This is a genomic window from Hydrogenophaga sp., from assembly GCF_030651625.1.
Classification (GTDB): Bacteria; Pseudomonadota; Gammaproteobacteria; order Burkholderiales; family Burkholderiaceae_C; genus Hydrogenophaga.
This window is the reverse complement of sequence record NZ_JAUSCF010000020.1, coordinates 53,841-74,071: the sequence shown is the minus strand read 5'-3', so window position 1 is coordinate 74,071 and position 20,231 is coordinate 53,841. Positions and strand designations below refer to the sequence as shown.

Sequence of the window (20,231 nt, the reverse complement as noted above, 5' to 3'; positions counted from 1 at the left end):
GAGACGGCTTGAAGTGGCCCTGCGCTTCGCTCATGCCGTGCGCTGGCTCGCAATGTGAGCGGTAAGCGCACGAAGCGACGCAAAAATGCGTTCGTTGTCCTGATCGTCAGAGCGCATCTGGAATCCGTACTTCTTGGAAATCACCAGCGCAATTTCCAGCACGTCGATGGAGTCGAGATCCAGTCCCTCGCCAAACAGGGGAGCGTCCACGTCGATTTCCTCTGGCTTGACCTCCAGGTTGAGGGCTTCGACGATCAGCGCAGAAACTTCGGGCAACAGGGCTTCGACGGCTTCGGGGGTGGCGTTCTGGGTCATGGCAGTTTTCGTTCAGGAAAGGGCGGCCACATTGGCCGGCACCGCATTGCGGCCATCCAACAACAGGGGTCCAGCTGGAACAAAGCCCGTTGATCGGAAGCGCTTCACGACGCCCGCCGTGTGGCGCACAGGGGTCGAAGCAACCCGGCATTTTAGCCGGTGGGCAATCACAAAATGCACCTGTCGCATTGCGCAGGGAGGCGTTCGCAGCGATGCAGCGAGGCCTGAAATGGCCCGAATTCCCGCAATAGCCCTCAATTTCGATCTTCGCTGGCTCGATTTCTAAAATTGGATGGTTTCATACTCGCCTGTGTACATAAAACCTATCGCCCCCACCAAGATCTCCGCCTACACCGCCACCTCTGCCCTCGGGCGGGGAAAGGCTGCGATGCTCGCTGCGGTGAAGGAAGGGCTCAGCGGGCTTCGGCCGCTCACGGCGGACGATTGCAAATACTTGTCTCTGACCGGCCATCTGGCGACGTGGGTGGGTTGTGTGGAAGGGCTGGATGCACCTCTGCCCGAATCCTGGGCGCGGTGGGACTGCCGCAACAACCGCCTCGCCTGGCTGGGCTTGCAGGCCGATGGTTTCCTGGAAGCCGTAGCGGACGCTCGCCGGCGCCACGGTTCTGATCGCGTCGCGGTGGTGATGGGCACCACCACCGGCAGCATTGGCGCCACGGAATCCGCCTATCAGGCCCGCACCATCGACGGCCACTTTCCCGAGCATATGCACAACGCACCCCTGCACACCTTGCACGCCCTGGGTGCTTTCGTACAGGAAGCACTGGCGCTGGACGGCCCCTGTTTCACGCTTTCAACCGCGTGCTCTTCCAGTGCCAAAGCCTTTTGCTCGGCCGAGCGGCTGTTGCGCGTGGGTGTGGCCGATGCCGTGGTGGTGGGCGGTGTGGATACCCTGTGCGGCAGCACCCTGTTCGGCTTTCACGCCCTGCAACTGGTGTCGCCAGATCCATGCGAGCCTTTTGGCACCCAACGCCGAGGACTCAATCTCGGCGAGGCTGCCGGCTTTGCCCTGCTGGAGAAAGGCCCTGGCGCCTTGCAACTGCTGGGGCATGGCGAGTCGAGCGACGCCCACCATTTGTCGGCACCTCACCCCCAAGGTCGGGGCGCCGAAGCCGCATTGGACGGTGCTCTCGCACGCGCGGGCCTGGACGCCGATGCGGTCGACTTCCTGCATTTGCATGGCACGGCCACGCCACTCAACGACGACGTGGAAGCGGCGCTGGTGAACCGGCGATTCGGCGTGCGCACCCATGCCAGCTCCACCAAAGGCATGGTGGGACACACATTGGGTGCTGCCGGCATGATGGGCAGCACCTTCAGCCTGCTCGCCATCGAAACCGGCCTGATGCCAGGCACGGTCCACACGCGCGAAGTGGATCCGGCCTGCGGTACCCTCATTCGCCGCCAGTCTGCCCAGGGGGATGTGCGCGTGGCGGCCACCCATGCCTTTGGTTTTGGCGGCAGCAACTGTGTGCTGGTATGGGGCCGGGGCGAGGGAGGCTCACAGCCCCTGGTTCAAGCGCCATGTTCCGCATGACCGAGCACGCGCTCTTTGTTGAAGGCATTGCCTTCTGGGCTCCCGGTCTGCCGGACTGGGGCAGCGCAAGAGCCGCGTTTCGCGGCGAGCGCAGTGCCGCACCATCCACGGGCCGCCTGCCGACGGCCACCTTGCTGACTGCGAGCGAACGTCGCCGGGCACCCGAAACGGTGGCACTCGCGCTGGAGGCGGCCCGCATGGCGGTGGCTGCGTCAGGCAGGCAGGCCAATGCTTTGCTGGGCGTGTTTGTCTCGGCGCATGGCGACCTGCCCACCATCGACACCCTCTGCGCTACGCTGGCTTGCGACCCGCTTCATGTGTCGCCCACGAAGTTTCTGCATTCCATTCACAACGCGCCCGCCGGCCTCTGGAGCATGGTCGGTGGCTCGTGGCAGCCCAACACCACCTTGACCGCCTTCAACTGCAGTTTTGCTGCCGGCTTCCTTGAGGCTGCTGTGCAATGCAGCGCAGAGCAGCAACCGGTGCTTCTGGTGGGCTACGACACCGCCGCCACGGGCGCCCTCACGGAATCCATGGCCAGCAGCGGTGCGCTCGCGGTGGCGCTGGTGCTGGCGCCTGAACGCAGCGCACGCAGCTCCCACCGAATGGCGTGGTCTCTCCTCCGCGCAGAAAAACCCCCCATCCAGGCCCGTTCGGACGTGTCTGGGGCCTTGGCGAACAATGGCATGGCGGACGCGCTTCCGCTGTTCGAGGCGCTCGCATCACTTGCGCCCACGAGCGTGACGCTGGCACAGTCTCGCAAACAAAGCCTGCAGTTGACCATCGAACCCTTGTCGGCGAACCAGGCGGCCACCCACGCCGAAGCCGAGCATTGCGAGAAATAGCCGGAAATTGCATTTACCGTGCAACACACGCAGGATACTCACGGCATGAACACTTCCACCTCTCGTTGCGACATGGTGATCCTTGGCGGCGGTCTGGCCGGTCTCACCCTGGCCATGCAGGTCAGGCAACGCATGCCCGACATCAACGTGCTGGTGCTCGAACGTCGTACCCTGCCGGCGCCCGAGGCAGCCCACAAGGTGGGGGAATCGTCGGTCGAAATTGGTGCCCATTATTTCGACAAGGTGCTGGGATTGCGCGAGCACCTGCACACCAAACAACTGCGCAAATTCGGGTTCCGCTTCTTTTTCTCAGAGGGCCGCCGTGACATTGACCAGGTCACCGAAATCGGCGCCAGCCGCCACTTGTCGGTACCCAGCTACCAGATCGACCGCGGCATCTTCGAGAATTTCCTGACCGCCGAAGCGCAGCGGCGTGGTGTCCGGTTTGTCGAATCGGCCATGGTGCGCCGGGTGGAGCTCAGCGGGTCCGAAACCACGCCCGCGCAAGATCACGAAGTTGTGTACGAGCACGAGGGCGCCATGCACGAGGTGCGCGCCCGCTGGGTGGTCGATGCCTGCGGACGCGCCGGCCTGCTCAAGCGCAAGCTGGACCTGGCGCAGACCAACGCACACGGCGCTCACGCCATCTGGTTCCGCATCAAGGACCGCATCGTGTTGGACGAATGGAGCGACAACCTGGCCTGGCGCGAACGCTGCGACCCGCAAGCCCGCTGGCTCTCCACCAACCACCTGGTGGGCACGGGCTACTGGGTGTGGCTGATTCCGCTGTCTTCAGGCTCGCATTCCGTGGGGATCGTCGCCGACCCGCGCATCCACCCGCTGGACACCATGGACACCTTCGACAAGGCCATGGACTGGCTCCAGAAGTACCAGCCGCGCCTGTTCGACGACCTGGACGGCAAACGCCATCTGCTGCAGGACTTTGCCTTTCTCAAACGCTTTTCCTACGGGTGCAAGCAGGTGTTCTCGGCCGACCGCTGGGCGCTCACCGGCGAAGCCGGCCTGTTCCTGGACCCGTTCTATTCACCTGGCAGCGATTTCATCGCCATCAGCAACACCTACATCACCGAACTGGTGGACATGGACCGGCGGGGCGAGCGCCTGGGGGCCCGTGCCCAGATCTACGACCAGCTGTTCCATTCGTTCTACGACAGCACGCTGGCGCTTTACACCGACCAGTACACGCTGTTCGGCGATCCGGAAGTGCTGCCTGTGAAAGTGATCTGGGACTACGCCATTTACTGGGGTGTGTTGTCCCAGTTCTTCTTCCACGACCGGCTCACCGACCTGACCACCATGGCCGCCCTGCGCGATGAAATGGCACGTTGCCAGCGGCTCAATCTGGTGGTTCAGTCTTTTCTGCGCGCCTGGTCGGGCAAGAGCCTCAAGCGCAATGCGGCGGTCATGCTGGACCAGGCATCCATTCCCTGGTTTGCCGAACTCAACCGCAGCCTCAACGACGAACTGGACACGGCAGCATTCGCCGAGCGCATCCGCCACTCGAGTGCACAACTGCACCAGCTGGCGCGCGAGATCCTGGAGCGCGCACTGGAAGATCACCCCGGCCTGGACGGCGAGGAGCTTCGCATGCTCACCGAACCCACGGTCAACCAGTCAAGGCGGATGTCTGCGGGTGGCGAACGCATGCTGCCGTTAAGGGAAGCACCCCCGCAGTGCTTTGCGCTACGCCCTGAAGGGGGCACGCCATCGGACCGGCAAAGCCAGGTCCTTGGCGTCGCTGGCTGAGAGGCACTCAGGAGCCTGCGCCAGAGGGCAGGGCCTGCAGAGCGCCCTTTGTTCAGGTACTTGCCGCCCGGAAAGCCAGCACCGCGTTGCTGCCACCAAAGGCAAAGGAGCTGGAAAGGGCGGTCTTCAAGGGCAGGTCACGTCGGGTGGTGGTGACATGGTCCACGCCTTCGCACGCGGCATCGATGTGACCTTCCAGCTGGGCCGTGCCCACCGCCACGCCATCGCGCAGGCTGAGCACCGTGATCACGGCTTCGATGGCACCGGCCGCGCCCAGCATGTGCCCATGCAATGCCTTGGTGGAACTCACCGCGAGCTGCACCGCATGGCCGGCAAACACCTCGCGCAAGGCCGCCACTTCGGTGGGGTCGCCTTCAGTCGTGGCGGTGCCGTGGGCGTTGACATAGTCGACCTCTTCAGGGGCAAGCGACGCATCGGCCAGTGCCGCACGAAGCGCGCGCGCCTGGCCAGCCACTTCGGGTCGCACCAGGTGGCTGTGGTCGCAGGTGGCACCGAACCCCACCATTTCACCGTGAATGGCCGCTCCCCTGGCCAGCGCATGGTCCCAGTCTTCCAGCACCAGCGCCGCCGCGCCCTCGCCCAGCACCAGCCCGCGCCGCTCGCAGGAGAAAGGGCGGCAGGCCGAGGGTGAGCTGTGTTCATCACCAGGCGCCAGCACGCGCAGGGCTTCCCAGGCGCGCATCACACCGTAGCTTTGAGGGACATCGGAGCCCCCGCACACCATCACAGTGGCCTCGCCGCTGCGCACCCGGCGAAAGGCTTCACCGATGGAAATGGCCGATGACGCGCACGCCACGCTGTGGCTCACGCTCACACCACCCAGCCCGAGCTGGATCGAGATGTGCGCATTGGCGGCGTTGTTCATGCCCAACAGCACCGACAGGGGTGCGACGCGATCCCGGCCCTCCTGCCAGAGATCGCGGTAGATCTTTTCAGAAAAATGGGCGCCCCCCAGTGCAGTGCCCCAGGCCACACCCCAGTCGCTGCGGTCCTGGCCGCCTGCGCTGCGCGACAGGCCGGCATCTTCCCAGGCCGTGAAGGCGGCGCTCAGCCCCAACTGGGCAAAACGGTCTGTCAAGGCAGCCAAGGGCTTTCCGATGGCAGCGGCCGCGTCAAAATGCTGGCACAGCACCATGGGCAATGCCAGCGGGCTGGGCTTGTCGTCGGTTCGAAGGTGCGTCACCGCCGACTCCTGCGCACAGAGACGTGCAAAAAAATCGGCCAGGTCGCCCCCAAAAGGACTGACCAGGCCGAGGCCGGTGACCGCTACCCTGCGCTGCGCCGCCATGCGTTCAGGCTTGCGCCAGCCGGTCCATCATGTCCAGCATGTCGCCTACCGTCTGGGGCGAAGACAGGTCGGAGGGGAGCCGGATACCCAGATGGGTCTCGAACTCGAACATCAGCTCCAGCATCATCATGGAGTCGACCCCCAGATCGACCAGAGTGGATGCGGGCTCGACCCGCACAGGCTCGACGCCCAGGCGGTTTTCAAGAAAGGATCGAACCAGTTCGAGAGGTGTCATAGGGCCCGGATTCTAGCCAATCGCCCTGCACTTTACTTGGGAATATGCCCGGATGGCGCGCCAATGCCCTTCAGTGGTGGCGATGAACCAGTTCACGCAGGCGGGCCAACTTGGGCGCCACCAGCGGCACGGTGAGCATGGTGCTGGCCACCGCCATCAGCAGCAGGGCAGTGAAGGTATCGCTGGTGATGACGGCCTTGTCCAGCAGGATGTTGGCAAAAATGATCATGATCAGCGCCTTGGTCTGCAACAGCCAGCCGACGATGCTGGCTTCGCCCGGCCCCCAGCGCAGCACCCTGCCGGCCAGGTGCACGCCCATCAGCTTGCCCGCCACCGACGCGACCAGCAACAGCCCCGCCGCCGCAAACACGGCATAGCCGCCGAGAGCCCACTCCGTGCGCAGGCCGGTGGACAAGAAGAACACCGGCATCATCACCAGGAGCACGTGGTGGCGCAGCAGGTCCATGCGGTCCTGATCGAACCACTCGGCGTCCATCACGGCCCCGGCCAGGAAGGCGCCCACCATGTAGTGCAGGCCGGCCCAGTCGGCACCGAAACCACACACGGCCAGCCAGATCAGCGCCACGTACCAGCGGTCGCGCTCCTGCAACCAGCGCATCAGCCGGCGGTACAGCAGCGCAATCACGAAGAAGGCGAGCATGAACCCCACTTGCCGCCCCACGCGCTCCCAGTCCATGAGGATGAGGGCCAGCACGCCCCAGATGGCGATGTCGTCCAGGCTGGCGTAGCGCAGGATGCGCTGCCCGATCGGCTGCCGAAGGATTTCCAGCTTTTCCATGAGCAGGATGAGAATCGGCAGCGCGGTCACCGCGCAGGCCATGCCCACGCCCAGCACAAACTGCCAGGTTTGCGCCTGAGGACCCATCCAGCCACCGCCCGCAGACAGCATGACCAGCGCGGCCCCACAGCCGAAGATCAGCGGCATGCCCAGCGCCAGACCGGCCGTGATGCCGCTCTCGCGCCGGTGCACCCAGGCTTTTTTCAGGTCGAGCTCGATGCCGGCGATCATCACGAACAGCATCACGGCCCACCAGGCAATGCCGTTGAGCGACTGGATCACCGCCGGCGTGAAGACGAAGGTGTAAGCCTCGGGTGCCACCCGCCCCAGCACGCCGGGGCCAAGCAGGATGCCCGCGATGATCTGCACCACCACCAGCGGCGCCCAGTAATCGGTGCGCCCGAGCCGCCAGACCAGCCAGGGCAGCGAAAAAATGACCGCCATGGCGATCAGGAAGAGTTCGGTGGTGATCATGCCGCTTCCGACGGAACCGCTGCAGCCTCGGGGCGGCGACCCACGTACTCCCGGAACACCCCCATCGTGACGTGGCAGTCCACATCCACAAAGCCCGCGCGGCGCAGGGCGTCCAGCACGCTGGCCGGGTCCACCGCCGCTTCAATGGTGTCGCCGTAGTACTCCCACAGCTTGCCCACCTCGGCACGCTGGCGGCTGAGCATCGCCAACGCAGGCACGACCACGCCGATGTGGGCACGCAGCAGCGCCCTGCCCACCCGGCCTGCGGGCCGGCTGATTTCCATGATGCAGACCCGGCCACCCGGTCGCAGCACCCGAAGGTATTCACCGAAGGCCTGGTCCAGGTCGGCCACGTGCCGCAACGCATAACCCATGGATACAAAGTCAAAGGAGGCGTAGGGCAGCGGAATGGCTTCGGCAAACGCCTCGATGGTCTGCACCTCGATCTTCTTGCGCAACTCGGCGAGCATGCCCGGCGAAGGGTCGAGTGCCGTGACCTGTCCTTCTGGCCCCACCAGTTCGTGCGCCGCCACCGTGACCAGACCGGTACCCGCCGCCACATCAAGCAGTTGCATACCCGGGCGCAAACCGCAGCGGCGCAGCACGTCGCGCCGGTACCAGGCGCCGCTTCCCATGGCCGTGAGCCGTTCTGCGGCGTCGTAGCCTCCGGCGGCATCATTGAACAGGTCGCGAGTGAGTGCGCGGCGCTCTTCCTCACCATCGAAATAGGCCTTCAGGCGCGGATCGTCGGTCAGCGGAGCGTTACGTGGGGTCATGCTTTTTTTTCAGCTGGAGAACCGCCGGGCCACGAGCACCGGCAGGCGAATCAGGAAGCCGATGAACAGGCGGGCATGCATCCAGGTCAGCAGGGCGTTGTCGCGCAGGTATTTGAAGTGCGAAACGCCGCCCTCCTCGACCGAGAGATAGCGCACCGGTGCATCGATGTTGATCGGGCGCACGCCGGCCCAGCACAAACGCACCACCGCTTCAGGGTCAAAGTCGAAGCGGCGCATGAACAGGTTGCTTCGCATGATCTTGGCCAGGGGCGCCATCGGGTAGACGCGAAACCCATACAGCGAGTCGCCCACGCCCATCCACAAGGTCTCCAGATTGGCCCAGCCGTTGGACACCTTGCGTCCATTGACACGCAGGGCGGGCGCCTCTGCGCCGAACACGGGCTTGCCCAGCACCATGGCATCGGGTGCAGCCTGGGAGGCGGCCATGAAGGTCGGGATGAGATCGGCCGGATGCTGACCATCCGAGTCCATGGTGAGCGCGTGGGTGAACCCTCGTGTGGCTGCAGCTTCAATGCCTGCCAGCACGGCCGAGCCTTTGCCCTGGTTGTGCGGCAGCACCAGCACGTTGAGGCCGGGATCGTTGGCAGCCATGTTCTGCAACAACGTTTCGGTGCCATCGGTGCTGCCATCCACCACCACCCAGACGGGCGACCACTGTGCGCGGGCCGCCTGCACGGTGGCCACCACGCCCGGACCCGGGTTGTAGCTGGGAATCAGGACGAGGTGGCTGCGGGAGGTTTCGGGCATGGGGACATCTCAGAAAGCACCGCTTCGGCAGCGGACGCGGGCGCTTCGGTCAGTTCGGCGCGGAAGTAGGCCGCCAGTTCCAGGGTGAAAGCCCGCACGTCGGCGGGCGGATCGAACCGGCGCCCCAGGCGCACGCGGCAACGCAGCGGCAGTTGGGGCGGGCGGAACAGCGGCCAGGCCTTGCCCAGGTAGGGCGTCGAAAACTCGATCAACACCGTCTGTACCGGCACCTTGGCGCGCGCCGCGATCAGTGCAGCGCCGGGCAGGCAAGGTCCCACAGGGAAGTCGGTGGTGCGTGTGCCCTCCGGAAAGATGATGAGTTGTGCGCCGCCGCGCAACTCATCGCGCGCACCCAGCACCATTTCCACCGGTGCGTTGTTGCGGATGTAGCGCGCCAGGCGAGCGCCCGAGCCGAACAGCACGTTGTCCATCAGGCTGGCCTTCATCACGCACACGGCGTTGGGCAAGCGCGAGAGGATGAGCACCGCATCAAGCAGGGAGGGATGGTTCGCGGCCACGATGAGCGGCGTATCGCTGCGCAGCCGGTCCAGTTCGCTCAGGTCGAAACGGCAGGCGCAGACCCATCTCAGCAGTCCCAGGTACAGCCGGGCAATCAGGCTGATGGCCTTGCGCCCCAGCGTCTGTCCCGCCAACTTGGGCAGCAGGGGGTACAGCAGCAAGGCAAAAGGCAACCACAACAGACACATCAGCGCCAGGCTTCCCAGGCCGATGACCATGGCCAGCGCCTCGTAGGCACGCCAGAGGAGCGACGGTCGTCGGGATTCAGTCATTGGTGGTGGACACGCGGGTGGTCGACTGACCGAAGATCCAGGTCACGGCCACGCCAGCGGCCAGGTAGCTGCGATCGCGCACCAGCGGGCTGTCTGCGAAACGCGCGCCGCTGAGCGAGTCGTAGCGCAGGAAGGCGCCCACCCAGTGAGAGGGGAAGCGCCTGGACACGCCGAGCAGATACTGCATGCCGGCATAGCCTGCGCCCGCCGAGTAGGCCGGCCGATCGACTGTCGCAAACGCCGGATCCACGCCGTAGTAGTAAGCATGCTGGCGCTTGTCGCCAAACAGCGGTCCTGCCTGCACACCCACGTTCCAGCCACGCAGGCCCGGCAGTTCTCCAGCGTCCAGGTTGAGCTTCGGATGGAACACCCAGCCGATGTGCTGCGGGGACCGCTCCAGTGTGTAAGCGGTGCGCAGGGGCAAGAGCAGCTTCAGGCTGCGCTCCCGGTCCCCGGCACGCCACAAGGTCAGGTCCAGTTGCGGCCCCACTTCGAACGATGCACGCAGGTCGGGCATGCCGGCGCGCGCGCGAATGTCTTCGCTGGGTGCGGGTGGCGACAGCGCGGCCGACACGGTCAAGTCCACACGGTCCGACGCAAACAGCCTGGCCCGCAGCCCATCTCGGTCGGCCTTGAGGAACTCGCCGCGGTACACGAAATAGGGCACCGGCAACACGAATTGTTTTGTCTCGTCAGAACCCCGGTATGCCGGAAAGCTGAAGGCGGCCACGCCGGCACCCACTTCCCACAGGGGCGCGGTTTTTTCGGCCATGGCCGAGACGCAAACGCAGGCCAGCGTCACACCGAAGGAAAAAGTTCTGTTGCTGAGCAAGTTGTTCTTTCGTGCAGGGTCCATGATCAGGCGGCATGCCCACCCATGGCTTCGATCTCCACCAGCAGTTCGACGCGACAGATGTCGGCCTGCAGGCAGACCGCAGCCACATTGCCGCAGCGCTGATGCAGGACACGCCGCACGGTATCGAAATGCTCGGCGTGGCGAATGTAGACACGGTAACTCAAGCCGGTCAGATCAAAACGGCCATGGCGGCTGGCACGGTTGGCTTCAGCGAGCACCGATTCAATGTTGTCGAATGTTTCCTGGCTCTGGGCCAGCACATTGCCGTCGTGCAGGCTGCGGTGTCCGACGATGCTGGCGGTGCCGGAGATGAAGAGCAGCTCCTGCCCGGGCGGGTAGACCAGCGCTGCGCGCGAAAAGGTCGGGCTGCGCGGCCCGTAGTCAGACGGATACAGGTAGGCACTGAGCTGGCGCGGGTTCTCGATGGGAACAGCCGGAACCGCGCCGGCAAGGAACGCCACCGACAAAGGCCCCTGGGCGAGCCCGATCGCACAAGCCGCAGGCACGCGCCCCACCACGCTGCGTGCTGCCTGCTCAAAGGCATGGCCGCGTCCCATGTTGAAGCGGCGATACCGCTCCAGTCCGCCGTCATCACCATGAATGTCAGACAGGTAGTTCCAGACCCGCCACAGGTGGGGCAAACCTTGCGTGTCGAGCAGGCGGAAGATTCGCTCATAGGCGGACTCGCTCACCCACTGCAAAGCGGTCTTGTCCCCGCCGGCGGGCAGCGCGTCTTCGGCCAGCTCGATCACGCCGTACAGCACATCACCGCATCGGCGCCATTCAACGCCTTCGAACCGGCCCGCCGTCACCGGCGCTCCGTCGATCAGCCAGGTTTCCTGCAGGGCAGGCGCGTCGACCCCGAGCAACGCCGCGCCCACGTGCTGAACCGGCCATTCAGGGTGCGGCACCGACCCAAGGCCCAGCAGAGCCCCACCCAGGACCAGGTCGGCATCGCCTGCAACGAAGCCTTCAGCGGTGACAAGCTGCAACGGCACACGCACTACGCGTTGTGGAGGGCTGCGTCTTCCACCCTTCGGATGTTGAAACGCCTGCGCTTCCAGGCCATGAACGCACGCTGGGGCTGGACCGCGTTGGCGATGTAGTAAAGCAGCTTGAACGTGCGCACCGACCGCCAGATGGGCGTCTTGCCATAGATGTCGCCCGCCAGCACCGACAGCAATGCTTCCTTCATGCGGAAAGTGTTGCGCGGGTGCATGAGCAGGTCGCGCATGATGGGGTTGGTGACCCGGTAGATGAACCAGGAGAACTGGGTCGGGCCATGGCGCATCTGCCGGTCAAACCGCTTGAGTGCGACCGCGGCCTTGTGCGGCGTCTTCAGGCAGGTATCGACCGCCTCGGCAGCCACCACGCCGCTGTTCATGGCCAGCATCACACCCGAAGAGAACACGGGGTCGATGAAGGCATAGGCGTCACCCAGCAACACATAGTTGCGGCCATGGTTGTGCGCCGAGGTGTAGGAAAAATTGCCGGTGGCCTCGATCTCGTTGACGAGTGTGGCCGACTTCATGCGGGCCGCCAGTCCGGGACAGGAGGCGATGCCATCCTGCAGGAACTGCTCCAGGCTGCGCTTGCCGCGCGTCTTCATGAAGTAAGGCCAGGTCACCATGCCCACGCTGGTCACGCCATCGACCAGTGGAATGAACCAGAACCAGCCGTGATCGAACCAGAAGACGGTGATGTTGCCTTCACCGGGCCCTTCGTTGCGCTGCGCACCTGCGAAATGACCATACACCGCTGCGCTGTTGTGCTTTTCACTGCGCTGCTTGATTCGGAACCGGTTGGCCAGGAAGGTGTCGCGACCCGAAGCATCGATCAGAAAGCGGGCATGCCAGTGAATCTGGTGCCCGTCGTCCAGCGTGGATTTCACCATCACGCTGTCGTCAGGCAGGAAATCGACCCCTGTGGCCTTGCAGCCCTCGAGCACCGTTGCGCCCTTTTTTTCAGCGTTGCGGATCAGGATCTCGTCGAAGACCGAACGTTTGACCTGGTAGGCATACGGCAGGGACTTGTCCCACGCCTCGGCAAACTGAAACACCTGTGACTTTTCATGCCAAGGCGACACAAATTCTGCACCCGGCTTGTACATGCCGATGGCCTTGACTTCGTCGGCAATGCCCATGCGTTCCAGCAGCGGCAGGTTGGCCGGCAGCAGCGACTCACCAATGTGAAAGCGGGGATGGTGGGCCTTCTCAAGCAGCACAACGTGGTGGCCCTTTTCCGCCAGCAACGGCGCCACGGTCGAACCTGCCGGACCGCCGCCGATCACCAGCACGTCGCAACGTCTGGTCTCAGGGATTTGTGGAGGGTTTTGCATGGGGCGAGCCTCTGGCAAAGCCGGATAGGCAAATGAATTCGGTAGGGCCGCCGAGTGTTCGTTGCTCGGGCGGTGGGTTCACAGCCCTGACACGGGTGCTGCACGACCCATCGGCGCCTTCGAAGCCCTGCGGTGGCGAAGTATAGCGGTGCCAATGGTTCAGAAAAGACACCCTGACGAGAGAATGTAACAAGGCCGAACCACCGTCATGCGACCACTCTGAGAGGGATGGTCACGGGTCCGTCATTGACCAGATGCACCTGCATGTCTGCGCCAAAACGGCCGGTCTGGACCACAGGGTGTTGTTTCCGCGCCGAACGTACAAAGGCGTCATAGAGTGCCTCACCCAGCACAGGCGGCGCTGCATTCGTGAAACCGGGACGGTTCCCGCTCTGGGTGTCGGCCGCCAGCGTGAACTGGCTCACCACGAGCAAGCTTCCCCCCACATCCTGCACGCTGCGGTTCATCCTGCCCGCATCGTCGGCGAAGATGCGCAGCTTGAGGATCTTCGCCAGCATCCTTTCGCCGACAGCCTCGGTATCGCCAGGCTCGGCGCACAACAGCACCAGCAGCCCCTGCCCGATGGCGCCCACCGTGTCGCCTTCGATCACCACGCGCGCCTCGCTCACGCGCTGCAACAAAGCCATCATGCCGGATCCCTCGGATCGTCGAGGTGCGCCTCCACATCACTGGGCAGCAACTGGATCGTGGCTCGGAGGCCCGGCACGGCGAGCATCAGGGCTTTCTCCACGTCGCCGCGCACGGCAGCGGCCCGACCCAGCGACCACTCTGCCGGCATGTGCATGTGCAAGTCCACGAAGCGGCGCTGGCCGGCCTTTCGGGTGCTCAGGTGGTCGAACCGGATGATGTTGAATTCGTTGTTGGCTGGCGCAAATCCTTCGAGGGTCTGCTGGATGGTGGCCATCACTTCGGGTTCCAGCGCCTCGTCCATCAGGCCCTGCGAGGAACGCCACAGGAGGTGAAAACCTTCCCTCATGATGTTGGCCGCCACGCCCATGGCCACCACCGGATCAAGCCAGAGCCAGCCCGTGAAGTGCACCAGGGTGATACCCAACACCACACCAACCGACGTCCACACGTCCGTGACCAGGTGCTTGGCATCGGCCTCCAGGGCAATCGACCGGTGCTCGCGGGCCGCGCGGAACATGACCCATGCCAGCAAGCCGTTGAGTGCAGAGCTCACCACCGAAAGCGCCAGACCCCAGCCCACCTGCTCGATCGGCTGGGGATCAAACAGGCGGTGCCCGGCGACCCAGATGATGCCCAGCGCCGCAGCAATGATCAGGATGCCTTCGAAGCCCGAAGAAAAGTACTCGGCCTTGTGGTGGCCGTAGGGATGGCTCTCGTCGGCCGGGCGGGCAGCGATGGTCACCATCACCAGGCCAAAGATGGCGCTGGCCAGGTTCACCAACGATTCCATGGCGTCCGACAGCAGCCCCACCGAGTCGGTGATGTACCAGGCGCCTGTCTTGAGCGTGATGGTGACGATGGCCATCACCACCGACGCCATGAGCAGGCGCCGGGGCGTGAGCAGACGGGCATGGGCTGGGGTCATGCGCAGATTGTCCATCACCGGCCTGACCCGATCGTCGAGGGGATTGACCAGCCATCCCGCAAGCAGTGACAGAATGCCCGGACAGCACGCACACATGACACCTGAAAAAACCCCCACCTCCGCCCATCCCCCCACCACCAGCTTCTGGCTGGGCGAGACCGATGTCTGGCTGTTGGCCGAAGGCAAGCACCTGCGTCCCTGGCAAAAGCTCGGGGCCCATGCCACCACGCTGGACGGTCAGGCCGGCACCGCGTTCGCCGTGTGGGCACCCCACGCGCGGCAAGTGGGGCTGGTGGGTGACTTCAACCAGTGGAAGACGCAACCCATGCGCTTGCGTCCCGAGTGCGGCGTGTGGGAATGCTTCGTGCCTGGTGCGGCGGTGGGCGACTGGTACAAGTTCGACGTGCAGGGCAGCGACGGCCGCCACGTCTTCAAGACCGACCCCTACGCCCGCGAAACCGAACTGCCCCCAGGCAACGCGGCCCGCGTGTGCGAACCCCTGCGCCCACCGGCCGACCGAGGTGGCGCAGCACACGAACGCCCCGACCAGCCCATGGCCATCTACGAGGTGCACGCGGGTTCGTGGCGCCGGCCCGACGGGCCGCACACCGTGCCCACCTGGGACGAGCTCACCACCCACCTCGTGCCCTACGCTGTAGATATGGGCTTCACCCACCTGGAACTGATGCCGGTGAGCGAACACCCCTTCTACGCCTCGTGGGGTTACCAGCCCACCGGCCTGTACGCGCCCACCGCGCGCCACGGCTCGCCCGAATCGTTCCGTCGCTTCGTGCAGGCTGCGCACGCCGCCGGACTGAAGATCATCCTGGACTGGGTGCCCGCCCATTTCCCGGCCGACGAACACGCATTGGCCCGCTTCGACGGCACGGCACTCTACGAACACGCCGACCCGCGTGAAGGTTTCCACCGCGACTGGAACACCCTCATCTACAACTTCGGACGGCACGAGGTGCGCAACTTCCTGGTGGGCAACGCGCTGTTCTGGGTCGAGCAGTACGGCATCGACGGCCTGCGGGTGGACGCGGTGGCCTCCATGCTCTACCGCGACTACAGCCGCCCAGCCGGCGAGTGGGTGCCCAACGAGCACGGCGGACGCGAGAACTACGAGGCCATCGCGTTCCTGCGCGAGGTGCACGATGTGCTGCATCAGGAAGCGCCGCGCGCCACCACCTTTGCAGAAGAATCCACCGCCTTCCCGCGCGTCACAGGCCCCGTGGCCGCCGGCGGGCTGGGCTTCGACCACAAATGGAACATGGGCTGGATGCACGACACCCTGTCGTACTTTGCACTCGACCCGATCCACCGGCGCTGGCACCACAACAAGCTGACATTCGCGATGATGTACGCGCACACCGAAGACTATGTGCTGCCGCTCTCGCACGACGAGGTGGTGCATGGCAAGGGATCGCTGCTGAACAAGATGGCCGGCGACCGTTGGCAGAAGCTGGCCAACCTGCGCGCGCTCTACGCCTGGATGTACGCCCACCCGGGCAAAAAGCTGCTGTTCATGGGCGCCGAACTGGCCCCGCCCACCGAATGGGACCACGACGCCGAACTGCCCTGGCACCTGCTGAATGACCCTGCGCACGCCGGCGTGCAGCACCTGGTGCGCGACCTCAACCACGTCTATCGCAGCGCGCCGGCCCTGCACGCGCGCGACACCGACCCCTACAGCTTCCAGTGGCTGGTGGTGGACGACGCCGATCACTCGGTGCTGGCGTTCGCGCGATACGGCCACGCGCTCGAAGACACGGTGGTGGTGATCGCCAACCTCACGCCCATGGTGCGCCATGGCCACCGCGTGGGCCTGCCGCACGGCGGCCACTGGCACGAGCGGCTCAACACCGACTCCAGCCACTACGGCGGCAGCAACGTGGGCAACCATGGCCGCGTGTTGGCCGAGGACCTGGCGCAGGATGGGCAGCGCTGGTCTGCGGCGCTGACGTTACCGCCACTCGCCGTGTTGTGGCTCCAACCCGAACAGGCATGAAGCCCCCCTCCGACGATTCGCGTCTTTCCCCCAATGGGGAGACGCCACCTGTGGCCTGGCAAAGCCTGCTGCACGGGAGCCCTGGCGGCATCGCCGTGCCGGCCATGGGTGCTCACTTGTGCGGTCAGGGCGGCGAGGACGGCGTGCAGTTCTCGGTCTGGGCACCCGACGCCCACGGGGTGGAGGTGTGCCTGTTCGAGCCGGGTGCGCCGGTGGAACAGCATCGCCTGCCGCTGCAGCCCGCTGGGGATGGCGTCTGGGCGGCCTTCGTGCCCGGAGTGGGTGCAGGCCAGCTCTACGGGCTGCGTGCCAGCGGCCCGTGGTTGCCCGAAGCCGGCCACCGATTCAACCCCGCCCACTTGCTGCTGGATCCCTGGGCGCTGGCGCTGGTGGGTGACACCGGGCGCCTCGCGCTGCAGACCGGCCACGCCTGCAACGACCCGCTGCACCCCGGACAGGCCTGGAGCGAGCACCAGCCCGACCCGCACGACAACGCCGCCCAGATGCCGCGCTGTGTGGTGGTGGATGCGCAGGCGGAGCTGGTTGCGGGCCTGACCATGGCACCCCGACCCGCCATCGACGGCGACCGCGTGGTGATCTACGAGGCGCATGTGAAGGCCCTCACCCGTCTGCACCCTGGAGTGCCGGAGCACCAGCGCGGCACCTACGCCGCTCTGGCCGATCCGGCCGTGGTACGTCACCTGCAGCGCCTGGGCATCACCACCGTGTGTCTGCTGCCAGTGCACCAGCACATCAGCGAACGCCACCTGATCCAACGTGGCCTGAGCAACCACTGGGGCTACAACACGCTCAATGCATTCGCACCCGAGCCGGGCTACGCCGCGGTCACCGGCGGGCATGGTCCAGCCGGGGCCATCGAGGCCGCCGCGGTGCGCGCCGAGTTCCGCCACATGGTGGACGCCCTGCACCGCGCGGGCATCGAGGTGGTGCTCGACGTGGTCTTCAACCACACGGCCGAGAGCGACCTTGACGGACCCACACTGAGCTGGCGCGGGCTGGGCCAGACGCACTGGTACGCCCTGGGCGAGCACGGCGTGCCGCACAACTTCAGCGGCACCGGCAACAGCCTGGCGATCAGCGAACCCCGCGTGCAACAGTGGGTGATGGACAGCCTGCGCTGGTGGGTGCTGGCGTTTGGCGTGGACGGTTTCCGTTTCGATCTGGCGGTCTCACTGGGTCGCGACGCGGCACTGGGCCATGCGTTCAACCCGCGCAGCGCGCTGCTCAGCGCCATGTCGCACGACCCGGTGTTGCGCAACGTGCGGCTGATCGCCGAGCCTTGGGACGTGGGACCGGATGGCTACCACCTGGGTGGCTTTGAAGCCGGCTGGCTGGAATGGAACGACCGCTTTCGCGACAGCGTGCGCGCTTTCTGGCTCGGCCACCACGGCACGCGCGGTGAACTTGCCACGCGGGTATGTGCCAGTGCCAACCTGTTCAACCAGCGCGGCCGTCTGCCCACCGCGAGCGTGAACATGGTCACCGCGCACGACGGCTTCAACCTCGCCGATCTCACCGCCTACCAGCACAAACACAACACAGCCAACGGGGAAAACAACCGCGACGGTCACGGCCACAACCTGAGCGCCAACGGCGGCATGGAAGGCGCCACCGACGACCCCGCTGTGCTCCACCGCCGCGGCCAATGGCGCCGGGCGCTGCTGGCCACGCTGTTCTGCGCACAGGGCACGCCGCAACTGCTCGCGGGCGACGAGCTCGGTCACAGCCAGCAAGGCAACAACAACTGCTACTGCCAGGACAACACAACCACCTGGATCGACTGGGCGAACGCCGACACTGGACTGGCCGACTTCGTGACCAGGCTCTCGGCGCTCCGACGACGCCACCCCGGTCTGCGTCACGCGCGCTGGTTCGGTGGAGGTGGCACACCGCCAGACATTGCCTGGCTCGACACCGACGGGCAGCCCATGCGGTCCGAGGTGTGGCAAGCCCGCGATCGCCACACGCTCACGGCCCTGGTCACCGTGGGTGAGGGTGGGGCACCGCCCACAGAGCGCCTGCTGCTGATCTGGCACGCCGACCATGGCCGCTGCCGGCTCCAGCTGCCGCCCGGCGAATGGGGCGTGCTGCTGGACAGCGCGCGCGCGCTGGTGGCGATGCCGGGTGAAATCACGGACACCGTCAACGGCGAGTTGCCGCTGCACGAGGCCAGCGTGTGGGTGCTGGTCCAGGGCTTGCATGCACCCGGTGTCACCCCACCCGGTCCGCCATGAACACCGCCATCCACCCCCTGCTGTCGCGCCGCACCAGCGGTGTGCTGCTGCACATCACCAGCCTGCCCGGCCCCAACGGCTCGGGCGACCTCGGTATCGGCGCGCGCCATTTCGTTGACTGGCTGGCCTCGGCCGGTCAGTCGATGTGGCAGATCTTGCCGCTGTCGCCGGCCGGACCGGGCAACTCGCCGTACCAGAGCGTCTCGGCCTTTGCCGGCAGTCCGCTCATGGTCGACCTGGACGACCTGGTGCAGATGGGCTGGCTGCCCTGGATGCCCACCCAGGGATTCGACCACCACCGCTGCGATTTCGCTCGCGTGGCGCCCTGGCGCATGGCCTGCCTGCGCAAGGCCTGGGACGGCTTCAGCCAGCGCGCCAGCGAAGAATGCCGCGAGGCACTGGCCGATTTCTGCACCGGGCACGCGCACTGGCTCGACGACTACGCCCTCTTCATGGTGCTGCACGAGCGCCACATCGGCAGCTGGCCCGAGTGGCCGGCACCCCTGGCGCAACGCGACCCTGCGGCGCTCGAGGAAGTGCGCCAGCACTCGCCCAAGGCGCTGGGTTTCTGGCAGTTCGTGCAGTGGCGGTTCTGGGTGCAGTGGCAATCGCTGCGAGACTACGCCCGAGGTCGAGGCGTGCAGATGGTCGGCGACGCGCCGATCTTCGTGGCGCACCACAGCGCCGATGTGTGGGCGCATGCCAACCAGTACCTGCTCGACGACAACTTCGAGCCGCAGGTGGTGGCTGGCGTACCGCCCGACTACTTCAGCGCCACCGGTCAGCGCTGGGGCAATCCGCTCTACAACTGGCCTGTGATGGCGCAGAACGGCTACCGCTGGTGGAAAGACCGCGTATCCCACCTGTTCCGGCAGGTCGACGTGGTGCGCCTGGACCACTTTCGCGGATTTGAAGCGCACTGGGAAATCCCGGCCAGCGAGCCCACGGCGGTGGCGGGCCGCTGGCAAAGCGGTCCTGGCCTGCCCTTCTTTGTCGCATTGCAGGAGGAACTGGGCCCGTTGGCCATCATCGCGGAGGACCTCGGCCTGATCACGCCCGAGGTGACGGCGTTGCGCCAGGCCTGCGGGTTTCCCGGCATGCGCATCCTGCAGTTCGCCTTTGGTGGTGGGCCGGGCAACCCTTATCTGCCGCACAACATGGAAAGGGACTGCGTGGCCTACACCGGCACCCACGACAACGACACCACCCTGGGCTGGTGGCGCGCCGCGTCCAGCCACGACAGGGCCGCCGCGCGCGACTACCTCGGCCCTGCGGTGGACACCGAGCCGCACTGGACCCTGATCACCGCGCTCTCCCAGTCGGTGGCGAACACGCTGGTGCTGCCGTTCCAGGACGTGGTGGGCCTGGACAGCAAACACCGCATGAACACGCCCGGGCAGGCCACAGGCTGCTGGGAGTGGCGCTTCGACTGGCGCCAGATCGACCACCGTCCCGCCGAACGCCTGCTGTCCCTGACGCGCGCGCACGGCCGAATACCCTGAAACGCATCAGCGTCGTCAATAACCGCTTCAATGAGACCGTGCGCAGCAAGACGCAC

The 20,231-nt window shown here is 65.7% G+C and carries 18 protein-coding genes; 6 read left to right on the top strand and 12 right to left on the bottom strand.

What is annotated here, in order from left to right; all coding sequences use genetic code 11:
- Positions 1-30: 30 nt before the first annotated feature.
- Positions 31-315 carry a phosphopantetheine-binding protein gene (locus Q7V46_RS07470; RefSeq protein ID WP_304912896.1) on the bottom strand — a complete coding sequence of 95 codons (285 nt, stop codon included), beginning with the start codon at positions 313-315 and terminating at the stop codon, positions 31-33.
- Positions 316-625: 310 nt separating this feature from the next.
- On the opposite strand from Q7V46_RS07470, the gene Q7V46_RS07465 reads away from it, so the two are divergent.
- The 3 genes from Q7V46_RS07465 to Q7V46_RS07455 are packed head-to-tail and all read left to right on the top strand — an operon-like array spanning position 626 to position 4,485.
- Entirely contained in the window at positions 626-1,873 is a 1,248-nt protein-coding gene (locus Q7V46_RS07465) for a beta-ketoacyl-ACP synthase (RefSeq protein ID WP_370690301.1), read from the top strand.
- Complete coding sequence (locus Q7V46_RS07460; protein WP_304912895.1) at positions 1,861-2,718, top strand: beta-ketoacyl synthase chain length factor; 858 nt, start codon at positions 1,861-1,863, stop codon at positions 2,716-2,718. Before Q7V46_RS07465 ends, Q7V46_RS07460 begins: the two co-directional genes overlap by 13 nt.
- 45 nt (positions 2,719-2,763) lie before the next feature.
- Positions 2,764-4,485 carry an NAD(P)/FAD-dependent oxidoreductase gene (locus Q7V46_RS07455; protein WP_304912894.1) on the top strand — a complete coding sequence of 574 codons (1,722 nt, stop codon included), beginning with the start codon at positions 2,764-2,766 and terminating at the stop codon, positions 4,483-4,485.
- 52 nt (positions 4,486-4,537) lie between these two features.
- On the opposite strand, the gene Q7V46_RS07450 is transcribed toward Q7V46_RS07455, so the two are convergent.
- The 11 genes from Q7V46_RS07450 to Q7V46_RS07400 form a co-directional block, all read right to left on the bottom strand.
- Positions 4,538-5,794: a beta-ketoacyl synthase gene (locus Q7V46_RS07450; protein WP_304912893.1), complete on the bottom strand. Its 1,257-nt coding sequence runs from the start codon at positions 5,792-5,794 to the stop codon at positions 4,538-4,540.
- A gap of 4 nt (positions 5,795-5,798) precedes the next feature.
- The gene (locus tag Q7V46_RS07445; protein ID WP_304912892.1) at positions 5,799-6,029 is read right to left on the bottom strand and encodes an acyl carrier protein; all 231 of its coding nucleotides are present in this window, start codon (positions 6,027-6,029) and stop codon (positions 5,799-5,801) included.
- A gap of 70 nt (positions 6,030-6,099) precedes the next feature.
- Positions 6,100-7,302, bottom strand: a complete 1,203-nt coding sequence (locus Q7V46_RS07440; RefSeq protein ID WP_304912891.1) for a cation:proton antiporter — start codon at positions 7,300-7,302, stop codon at positions 6,100-6,102.
- Entirely contained in the window at positions 7,299-8,078 is a 780-nt protein-coding gene (locus tag Q7V46_RS07435; protein ID WP_304912890.1) for a class I SAM-dependent methyltransferase, read from the bottom strand. Before Q7V46_RS07435 ends, Q7V46_RS07440 begins: the two co-directional genes overlap by 4 nt.
- 9 nt (positions 8,079-8,087) lie before the next feature.
- Positions 8,088-8,846, bottom strand: coding sequence for a glycosyltransferase family 2 protein (locus tag Q7V46_RS07430; RefSeq protein ID WP_304912889.1), 759 nt, complete (start codon positions 8,844-8,846; stop codon positions 8,088-8,090).
- A complete protein-coding gene (locus Q7V46_RS07425) occupies positions 8,813-9,637 on the bottom strand; it encodes a 1-acyl-sn-glycerol-3-phosphate acyltransferase (RefSeq protein WP_304912888.1) in 825 nt (274 codons plus the stop codon). The genes Q7V46_RS07430 and Q7V46_RS07425 overlap by 34 nt, the downstream gene beginning before the upstream one ends.
- A complete protein-coding gene (locus Q7V46_RS07420; RefSeq protein WP_304912887.1) occupies positions 9,630-10,469 on the bottom strand; it encodes a MipA/OmpV family protein in 840 nt (279 codons plus the stop codon). The genes Q7V46_RS07425 and Q7V46_RS07420 overlap by 8 nt, the downstream gene beginning before the upstream one ends.
- Positions 10,470-10,495: 26 nt before the next feature.
- Positions 10,496-11,491, bottom strand: a complete 996-nt coding sequence (locus Q7V46_RS07415) for a hypothetical protein (protein WP_304912886.1) — start codon at positions 11,489-11,491, stop codon at positions 10,496-10,498.
- Between the two features lie 5 nt (positions 11,492-11,496).
- Positions 11,497-12,831 (bottom strand): NAD(P)/FAD-dependent oxidoreductase, encoded by a 1,335-nt coding sequence (locus Q7V46_RS07410; RefSeq protein WP_304912885.1) that lies wholly within the window; start codon positions 12,829-12,831, stop codon positions 11,497-11,499.
- Positions 12,832-13,037: 206 nt separating this feature from the next.
- Entirely contained in the window at positions 13,038-13,481 is a 444-nt protein-coding gene (gene dtd, locus Q7V46_RS07405) for a D-aminoacyl-tRNA deacylase (RefSeq protein ID WP_304912884.1), read from the bottom strand.
- Positions 13,478-14,407, bottom strand: a complete 930-nt coding sequence (locus Q7V46_RS07400; protein ID WP_304912883.1) for a cation diffusion facilitator family transporter — start codon at positions 14,405-14,407, stop codon at positions 13,478-13,480. The genes dtd and Q7V46_RS07400 overlap by 4 nt, the downstream gene beginning before the upstream one ends.
- Positions 14,408-14,501: 94 nt before the next feature.
- Between Q7V46_RS07400 and glgB the strand changes: the two genes are divergently transcribed.
- Genes glgB through malQ form a run of 3 tightly spaced genes read left to right on the top strand, consistent with a single transcriptional unit; the run spans position 14,502 to position 20,175 of the window.
- Positions 14,502-16,418: a 1,4-alpha-glucan branching protein GlgB gene (gene glgB / locus Q7V46_RS07395; RefSeq protein ID WP_304912882.1), complete on the top strand. Its 1,917-nt coding sequence runs from the start codon at positions 14,502-14,504 to the stop codon at positions 16,416-16,418.
- A complete protein-coding gene (gene glgX, locus Q7V46_RS07390) occupies positions 16,415-18,673 on the top strand; it encodes a glycogen debranching protein GlgX (RefSeq protein ID WP_304912881.1) in 2,259 nt (752 codons plus the stop codon). The genes glgB and glgX overlap by 4 nt, the downstream gene beginning before the upstream one ends.
- Positions 18,670-20,175: a 4-alpha-glucanotransferase gene (malQ, locus tag Q7V46_RS07385; RefSeq protein WP_304912880.1), complete on the top strand. Its 1,506-nt coding sequence runs from the start codon at positions 18,670-18,672 to the stop codon at positions 20,173-20,175. The genes glgX and malQ overlap by 4 nt, the downstream gene beginning before the upstream one ends.
- The last annotated feature ends 56 nt before the right edge of the window (positions 20,176-20,231 follow it).

Excerpts from the sequence above, each read along its gene's own strand:
- Q7V46_RS07470 (WP_304912896.1), bottom strand. The coding sequence starts at position 315 with ATGACCCAGAACGCCACCCCCGAAGCCGTCGAAGCCCTGTTGCCCGAA.
- Q7V46_RS07460 (WP_304912895.1), top strand. The coding sequence starts at position 1,861 with ATGTTCCGCATGACCGAGCACGCGCTCTTTGTTGAAGGCATTGCCTTC.
- Q7V46_RS07455 (WP_304912894.1), top strand. The coding sequence starts at position 2,764 with ATGAACACTTCCACCTCTCGTTGCGACATGGTGATCCTTGGCGGCGGT.
- Q7V46_RS07450 (WP_304912893.1), bottom strand. The coding sequence starts at position 5,794 with ATGGCGGCGCAGCGCAGGGTAGCGGTCACCGGCCTCGGCCTGGTCAGT.
- Q7V46_RS07445 (WP_304912892.1), bottom strand. The coding sequence starts at position 6,029 with ATGACACCTCTCGAACTGGTTCGATCCTTTCTTGAAAACCGCCTGGGC.
- Q7V46_RS07440 (WP_304912891.1), bottom strand. The coding sequence starts at position 7,302 with ATGATCACCACCGAACTCTTCCTGATCGCCATGGCGGTCATTTTTTCG.
- Q7V46_RS07435 (WP_304912890.1), bottom strand. The coding sequence starts at position 8,078 with ATGACCCCACGTAACGCTCCGCTGACCGACGATCCGCGCCTGAAGGCC.
- Q7V46_RS07430 (WP_304912889.1), bottom strand. The coding sequence starts at position 8,846 with ATGCCCGAAACCTCCCGCAGCCACCTCGTCCTGATTCCCAGCTACAAC.
- Q7V46_RS07425 (WP_304912888.1), bottom strand. The coding sequence starts at position 9,637 with ATGACTGAATCCCGACGACCGTCGCTCCTCTGGCGTGCCTACGAGGCG.
- Q7V46_RS07410 (WP_304912885.1), bottom strand. The coding sequence starts at position 12,831 with ATGCAAAACCCTCCACAAATCCCTGAGACCAGACGTTGCGACGTGCTG.
- dtd (WP_304912884.1), bottom strand. The coding sequence starts at position 13,481 with ATGATGGCTTTGTTGCAGCGCGTGAGCGAGGCGCGCGTGGTGATCGAA.
- Q7V46_RS07400 (WP_304912883.1), bottom strand. The coding sequence starts at position 14,407 with ATGACCCCAGCCCATGCCCGTCTGCTCACGCCCCGGCGCCTGCTCATG.
- glgB (WP_304912882.1), top strand. The coding sequence starts at position 14,502 with ATGACACCTGAAAAAACCCCCACCTCCGCCCATCCCCCCACCACCAGC.
- glgX (WP_304912881.1), top strand. The coding sequence starts at position 16,415 with ATGAAGCCCCCCTCCGACGATTCGCGTCTTTCCCCCAATGGGGAGACG.
- malQ (WP_304912880.1), top strand. The coding sequence starts at position 18,670 with ATGAACACCGCCATCCACCCCCTGCTGTCGCGCCGCACCAGCGGTGTG.